The 6,282-nt window shown below is 67.2% G+C and carries 5 protein-coding genes; 2 read left to right on the top strand and 3 right to left on the bottom strand.

Translation table 11 applies throughout. The features are described from left to right. Positions 1–46 precede the first annotated feature (46 nt). The 3 genes from HH308_RS15840 to HH308_RS15830 all read right to left on the bottom strand — a co-directional run bounded on the left by HH308_RS15840 (position 47) and on the right by HH308_RS15830 (position 3,058). Positions 47–880: an HpcH/HpaI aldolase/citrate lyase family protein gene (locus HH308_RS15840; RefSeq protein ID WP_170195187.1), complete on the bottom strand. Its 834-nt coding sequence runs from the start codon at positions 878–880 to the stop codon at positions 47–49. A 121-nt stretch (positions 881–1,001) separates the two neighbouring features. Beyond that, positions 1,002–2,303: a purine-cytosine permease family protein gene (locus HH308_RS15835; protein WP_170195186.1), complete on the bottom strand. Its 1,302-nt coding sequence runs from the start codon at positions 2,301–2,303 to the stop codon at positions 1,002–1,004. Between the two features lie 131 nt (positions 2,304–2,434). Then, positions 2,435–3,058: a TetR/AcrR family transcriptional regulator C-terminal domain-containing protein gene (locus tag HH308_RS15830; RefSeq protein WP_170195185.1), complete on the bottom strand. Its 624-nt coding sequence runs from the start codon at positions 3,056–3,058 to the stop codon at positions 2,435–2,437. Positions 3,059–3,205: 147 nt separating this feature from the next. Between HH308_RS15830 and HH308_RS15825 the strand changes: the two genes are divergently transcribed. Next, on the top strand, positions 3,206–4,651 hold the full coding sequence (locus HH308_RS15825) for an APC family permease (protein ID WP_170195184.1): 1,446 nt from the start codon (positions 3,206–3,208) through the stop codon (positions 4,649–4,651). 12 nt (positions 4,652–4,663) lie between these two features. Next, positions 4,664–6,274, top strand: coding sequence for an amidohydrolase (locus tag HH308_RS15820; RefSeq protein WP_170195183.1), 1,611 nt, complete (start codon positions 4,664–4,666; stop codon positions 6,272–6,274). Positions 6,275–6,282: the final 8 nt, after the last annotated feature.

Raw genomic sequence — 6,282 nt, 5'->3', positions numbered from 1 at the left:
GTCTGCCCTCGCCCCAGATCTATTCGGACGATTTTCCCGCCCCGGCTTACCCGAAAATCCGGCCCAGCTCGACGATCTTGCGGGCCTGCGCCAGTCGTGGCACATCGGATGGGTCGCGGATCGTCTCGCAGCGCACGATGGTCTGCTCGGCGTCGGCGATCTCCTCCGGCGTCGGCGCCATGCGCCGGTTCACAACGGGTGTCTGCTCGATGCGCAGGCAGAGTCGGCCGGTCATGCCGACCGCGGCGGCGTCTTCGGTCTGGCGCACCAGGGTCTCCTCGTCGGGGACGCGGGTGGGGCCGTCGATCGGCGCGGGAATGCGCGCGGCCCGGCTCGCGATGGTCAGGCGGCTGCGCGGGTAGGCCATCGCGGTCGCGTCGTCGGCCATCCCGGTGTCGCGGCGGAAGTCGCCGCTGCCGAAAGCCAGACGCGCGGTTCCGGGCCGTTGAGCGATCTCCGACGCCGCTTCGATCCCGACCGCCGATTCGATCAGCGCGACGATGGGCAGTCCGGGACGCAATCGTCGGGCGGTCTCGTCGATCTGCTCCGGACCTTCGACTTTAGCCAGCACGATGCCGTCGACGCCGGGCAATCCGCGCAGTGCGGCCAGGTCGTCGGCCCAGAACTTGGTGGTCGCGTCGTTCACGCGGACCCACGCGTGCAGCGAACCGGTGCGCAGCCACTGCGCGACGCCGGACCGGGCTCGCGACTTCGCCTCGGCCGCTACGGCGTCCTCGAGGTCGAGGATGATCGCATCGGCCGGACATGCCGCCGACGGCTCGAACAGTTCGGGTTTATGCGCGGAGACCAGCAGCCAACTGCGGGCGTGGGCGAAGCCGACTTTGCGCTTCGGAACGGACTGCGACATCTTGCCTTTCATGGTCGACTCGCACGGCCGGAGGACCTGCGATGCAACCTTATGCCTATTCGTGCGCCGCCGACATGCCGAAACGGTGCAACGCCATTATCGCGCCGCACCATTTCGGCCAGGTTGCCGGGGATCAGCCGGCCGGTTGCACCTCGTCGACGCCTGGTCCGCCGCGGCGTAGGACCACCCCGGCCCCGATGGCGCCGACCAGAAACGTCACCAGCGGTGCAACAGTCGCCAGGGTCGGCCAATACGTCTGCTGGTGCAGGCCGATACCGACCACCGATGCCGCCAGCCACGCCATCGCCAACGACGTGACCTGGGTGTTCTCCCCGCGATCGTGATTGCGGCGCAGCAGCACGTGCACCAGCACGACGGCGACCCACGCGACGATCAGCACCGCCTGCCACGCGAGCGCCTGCAACAGGTAGCCCAGGACGTCGGTCAGCATCAGCGAGTATGCCGCCACCCCGCAGACCACCACCCACACGATGTGCGGCAGTCGCACCCCGAACACGCCGCGCGCGACGGCCTCCAGATTCGTCGACGCCAGGTAGTAATTGGCGGTGTTGATCCTGGTCTGTGAGATGACGATCAGCACAACGCCTGCGAAGCCGAGCGACCCGACGACGGCCTGCACGACACCCGTCTCGGTACCGCCGACGCCGAAGGCGGTGACGATGTAGATCCCGATCAAACCGTTGACTCCGAACGTGCAGGCGTAGAACAGCGGCCCGAACGTCGCCCGACGATGGAACCGCGCGTCGGCGGCCTTACCCAGCGATGCGAAGTCGATGGTGAACATCATCATCACCCAGACACCCATGAAGATCAGGTAGGAACCAAGCCAGCCGGGCAGCGTCGACGTCGGGCCGGGTGCGCTCAGCCAACCGCTCGGATACCCCTGTCGGACGGTTGCCGCGACGACGAGCGCCACCAGCCCGACGACGTAGAACGGCAGCAGGAAGCCGTTGAGCCGATCGAGCCAGTGCCGCACCCCGCCGAACGCCAGTGGCACCGCGTAGAGCACACACGCGAGATACCAGAGTTTGATGTTGCCGCCGAACCAGTTCTGCAGGCTCGCGGCGATCACCGATCCCTCGAAGACGCCGTAGTACAGCGCCGTCGCCGCGAGCAGGAGCGAAGCGCATGTCGCCCCGATCCGGCCGAAGATCAGCTGCGACAACGTCTCGACGGTTCGCCCGGTCCGCAGCGCATACGTCGCCAGGACCCGATTGATCGCCCCGTAGGTGACGACGGTCGCCACCAGGCCGATCAGGGTGGCGCGCGGCCCGTAGGCCGCGGCCGACGCCGCCGAGATGTAGAGCCAGAACATCGCGCTGAACAACGACCACCAGGCCATCGTCAGCGACCAGCGTCCCACCGGGGCTTCGTCAGATTCGGTTGTCTCCGTGGGGGATTGGAGTTGAGTCATGTCTAGCGCCTTCGGTCTAGCCGGCGGGAGTCGCCGGACGCACCGTCAGCGTCGCAGCTGCTAAGGTGTCGCGGGAATGCGCCGATACGTACAAGTGCACGCCGCGAGGTGGCCACATCGCGCATCGGACATCAGGAATTGGCCTCGATTCGCGCGCGAATCCCGGCGATCAGCATGGTCAGCCCCATCTCCACCGACTGTTCGGCCCGTTCGACGCCGGGTGGGGCGGAGTCGAGAGCGTCCCGCAACTCCGGATACGACGCCGCGTCGACCGCCGACGGCGCGACCGTTTCCGGTGCGGTGAGGTCGAACGCGCACCCGAGCAGGAAATTCTCACACACGAGGATGAGTCCGTAGACCTCGTCGGCGGCGACGCCGGCCCGCCGCAGACCGCCGGCGACCGAGTTGTAGACCGCCACGTGCTTCGGATCGCGGACCGGTTCGGTGGCCAACAGGCGGATCGCTGCCGGATGCGTGCGGAACGCATCAAGGAACGAGCGTGCCCACACCTCGAAACCCTCCTCCCACGGCCGATCGTCGAAGGCTGAACCGTCGATCCGGTCCGTCGCTTTGAACCGCAGCAATTCGACCACCCCGTCGCGCCCGCCGGGTACGTGATGGTAGATCGACGAGACCTGCACATCGAGGTATTTCGCCAGCGTAGGCATGGTGAAGCCGCCGTCGCGGTCGACCATCTCCAAAGCTGCGACGGCGATCTTCTCGCGGTCGAGCCGGGGCACTTTGGGGCGCGCCATCGGGGTCCTCTCGTCACTGTATCCGAATCATATTCGATTTACCCCTTGTGGGGCAGGTCACCTCTGCTTTACAGTAATCGAATCAAATTCGATTAGTGGTGATGCCGCGTCGCGGCACACCGTCGCACAACCCCTCACGGAGCCCCGATGGCAACAAACCAAGAAACATCCCAACCGACCCTGGCCAAGGGGACCCTCGGCACCACGAGCATCGCGTTCTTCGTGGTCGCCGCAGCGGCTCCGCTGTTCGTGATGGCCGGCGTCGCGCCGCTGGTCATCGGCTTCGGCGGCGTCGGGGCGCCGAGCGCCTACCTCATCGCGGGTGCCGCGCTCGCGATCTTCGCGGTCGGCTTCACCGCGATGACCCGCTACATCCACAACGCAGGCGCCTTCTACGCCTACATCGCCCGAGGCCTAGGCTCCACCGCGGGCATCATCACCGCCGTCGTCGCGCTGGTCTCCTACAACGTCCTGGAAATCGGCATGTTCGGCGCGCTCGGCCAGTTCACCGCGGGCACCGTCGGCAAGCTGACCGGACTCGACGTCGCGTGGTGGGTCTGGGCCCTGATCGGCGTGGCGATCGTTTGGTTCCTGGGCTCACGGTCGATTCACGTGGGATCGCAGTTCCTGATCGCGCTGCTGTGCGCGGAAACCGGGATCCTGGTCCTGCTCGCCGGTGCGGTGCTGATCAAGGGCGGCGCCACCGGACTGGAAGCGTCGTCGTTCGCGCCGAGCAATGTCGCGACACCATCGCTGGGCGCGATGCTGACCTTCGCGTTCGCCGCGTTCATGGGATTCGAAAGCACCGCGCTGTACCGCGAAGAAGCCCGCAAACCCGACCGCACCATCCCCCGCGCCACCTACATCGCCGTGGCCTTCCTCGGCTTGTTCTACGCGTTCATGGTGTGGATCGGCATCGAGGCATTCGGGCCCGACAAGGCGCAGCAGGCTGCCAATTCCGACCCCGCCGGCATGTTCTTCGCCGCCATGGAGACCTACGTCGGCAGCTGGGCCAGCACGTTGATGGAAATCCTGATCATCACCAGCATCCTGGCCAGCCTGCTCGCCTTCCACAATGCGATCACCCGCTACGCGTACTCGCTGTCGCGCGAATCGATCCTGCCGCGGGTCTTCGGTGAGCTGCATCCGCGTCACCTCTCGCCGTTCAAGACCAGCGGCATGCAGAGTCTGCTCGCCGCGGCCGTCGTCATCGTGTTCGCGCTGTTCCGTCTCGACCCGCTGACCCAATTGATGATCTGGGTCAACTCACCCGGCGTGTTCGGCGTCGTCGGCATGCAGGTGGTGGTCGCCGTTGCCGTGATCGCGTTCTTCTGGCGAAACCGTCGCGGCCACAGCGTATTTCGCGTCGTCGTCGCACCCGCTGTCGCCGCCGTCGTACTCTTGGGCGCGCTGGGGCTGATGACCAAGAACATCGCGCTGCTCACCGGCGTGACGCCGACTTTCGCCCCGGTCAACATCGCCATCCTCGCGGTCATGCCGATCACCGTCGTCGTCGGATATCTGATCGCCATTCGCATCCGCCGCACCAAGCCCGAGATCTACGCTGTCGTCGGACAGCGCGACGCGGAGTAGAGGAGACTTTCGATGAGCACATTCGCAGACCTGATCCTGCGTGCCAAGACGATTCACCAGATGTCGCCCGACGCCGCGCCCGCGACGATGGTCGCCGTGTCCGACGGTGTGATCGTCGCGGTCGGCGACGACGCCGATGCCCGTGACCTCACCGGCGCATCGACCCGCGTCGTCGACCTCGGCGATGCAACCCTCACTCCCGGGCTCATCGACGGACACTTCCACCCGTTGCACGGACTCTCGATGACCGCGGGCACCGACCTCACGTCGGTGCGATCCCTGCCGGAACTCATTGCGGCGCTGCGGGAATCACCGCGCGATGCCGGCTGGGTGAAAGCCTGGGGCCTCGACGTCAACGCTTACGGCGGCCGCCCGGTGACCAACGAGCCGCTGATCGAGGCACTCGGCTCCGACGTCCCGGTCTGGGTCATCATGTCCGACGCCCACTCCGCGATCGCCAGCCCCGCGGCGCTCGCCGCCGCCGGCATCTCGGGACCGCGCGAGTTCACCGGAAACGCTGAAATCGTCTGCGACGCAGACGGTCTACCGACCGGACATATCCTTGAGTTCGAGGCACTGTCGGTGATGGACCCGGCGCTTCCCCCGGAGTCGGTCGATTCGCGCCGCCGCCGGCTGGTGAAACTGCTCTCGGACATGGCGGCCACCGGCCTGACCGCGGGCAACGCAATGGATTACAACGGGGGCGTCGAGGTGATGCCCGGCTTCGACGATCACTACGAGCTGCCGATGCGAGTACGGTTCGCGCCGTGGTGCATGCCCGGCGTCGACGCCGACGGTCTCGCGGAAATCGTTGCGCTGCAACAGCAGGGCGGTCGGCGGTGGCAGGTCGACGGCGTGAAGTTCTTCATGGACGGAACCATCGAGGGCGGCACCGCATGGATGGAAGCCGCCGACTCGCACGGCGAGTGCCTCGCCCCGAACTGGCCGGATCCGCAAGCATATCGAGCGGCCGTGCACCACCTGGCGTCCAACGGTGTGCCGACCGTGACGCACGCGATCGGTGACGCCGCGGTGCGACACGCGTTGTCGACGCTGGCCGGAGCATCGAAAGTCGTTGCGCGACACCGGATCGAGCACATCGAGGCGGTCCCGCTCGAGTTGGTCGGCGGGTTCGTCGAACACGGCGTGGTGGCGAGCATGCAGCCGACGCATTGCACGCACTTCTCGAGGGCAGATCAGTCGGACGCGTGGTCGCAGCGGCTGGGTCCGCAGCGGTCGCGGCGTGCGTTCGCGACGCGGGACCTGCGCGAGGCGGGTGCGCTCGTCGCACTGGGCTCGGATTGGCCGGTGGCGCCCTACGATCCGCGGCCGATCCTGGCCGACGCGCAGCTTCGACGCCGCGCCGGGCATCCCGAGGAGGATCCGATCTGTCCCGAGCAGGCCTTGACCGCGCAGATGGCGTTGGAGGGCTACACGACGCATTCGGCTGTGGCACAGGGCAATGCGGACGTCGCAGGCCGGATCGCACCGGGATTCCGCGCCGACTTCACGGCGTTCTCGGTAGACCCGTTGGTCGCCGCACCCGACGAACTGGCGCAGGCGCCGATCGCGGCGACGCTGGTCGGCGGCGAGTTCACGCACGTGGGCGACGGGGTCGGGTAGCGGGCGCT

This window comes from Gordonia asplenii, assembly GCF_012933505.1.
In the GTDB taxonomy this organism is placed as follows: Bacteria; Actinomycetota; Actinomycetes; order Mycobacteriales; family Mycobacteriaceae; genus Gordonia; species Gordonia asplenii.
This window is presented reverse-complemented; position numbering and strand designations above follow the sequence as displayed.

Bases quoted from the DNA above. Each gene is read 5' to 3' on its own strand.
- HH308_RS15840 (WP_170195187.1), bottom strand. From the start codon at position 880: ATGAAAGGCAAGATGTCGCAGTCCGTTCCGAAGCGCAAAGTCGGCTTC.
- HH308_RS15835 (WP_170195186.1), bottom strand. From the start codon at position 2,303: ATGACTCAACTCCAATCCCCCACGGAGACAACCGAATCTGACGAAGCC.
- HH308_RS15830 (WP_170195185.1), bottom strand. From the start codon at position 3,058: ATGGCGCGCCCCAAAGTGCCCCGGCTCGACCGCGAGAAGATCGCCGTC.
- HH308_RS15825 (WP_170195184.1), top strand. From the start codon at position 3,206: ATGGCAACAAACCAAGAAACATCCCAACCGACCCTGGCCAAGGGGACC.
- HH308_RS15820 (WP_170195183.1), top strand. From the start codon at position 4,664: ATGAGCACATTCGCAGACCTGATCCTGCGTGCCAAGACGATTCACCAG.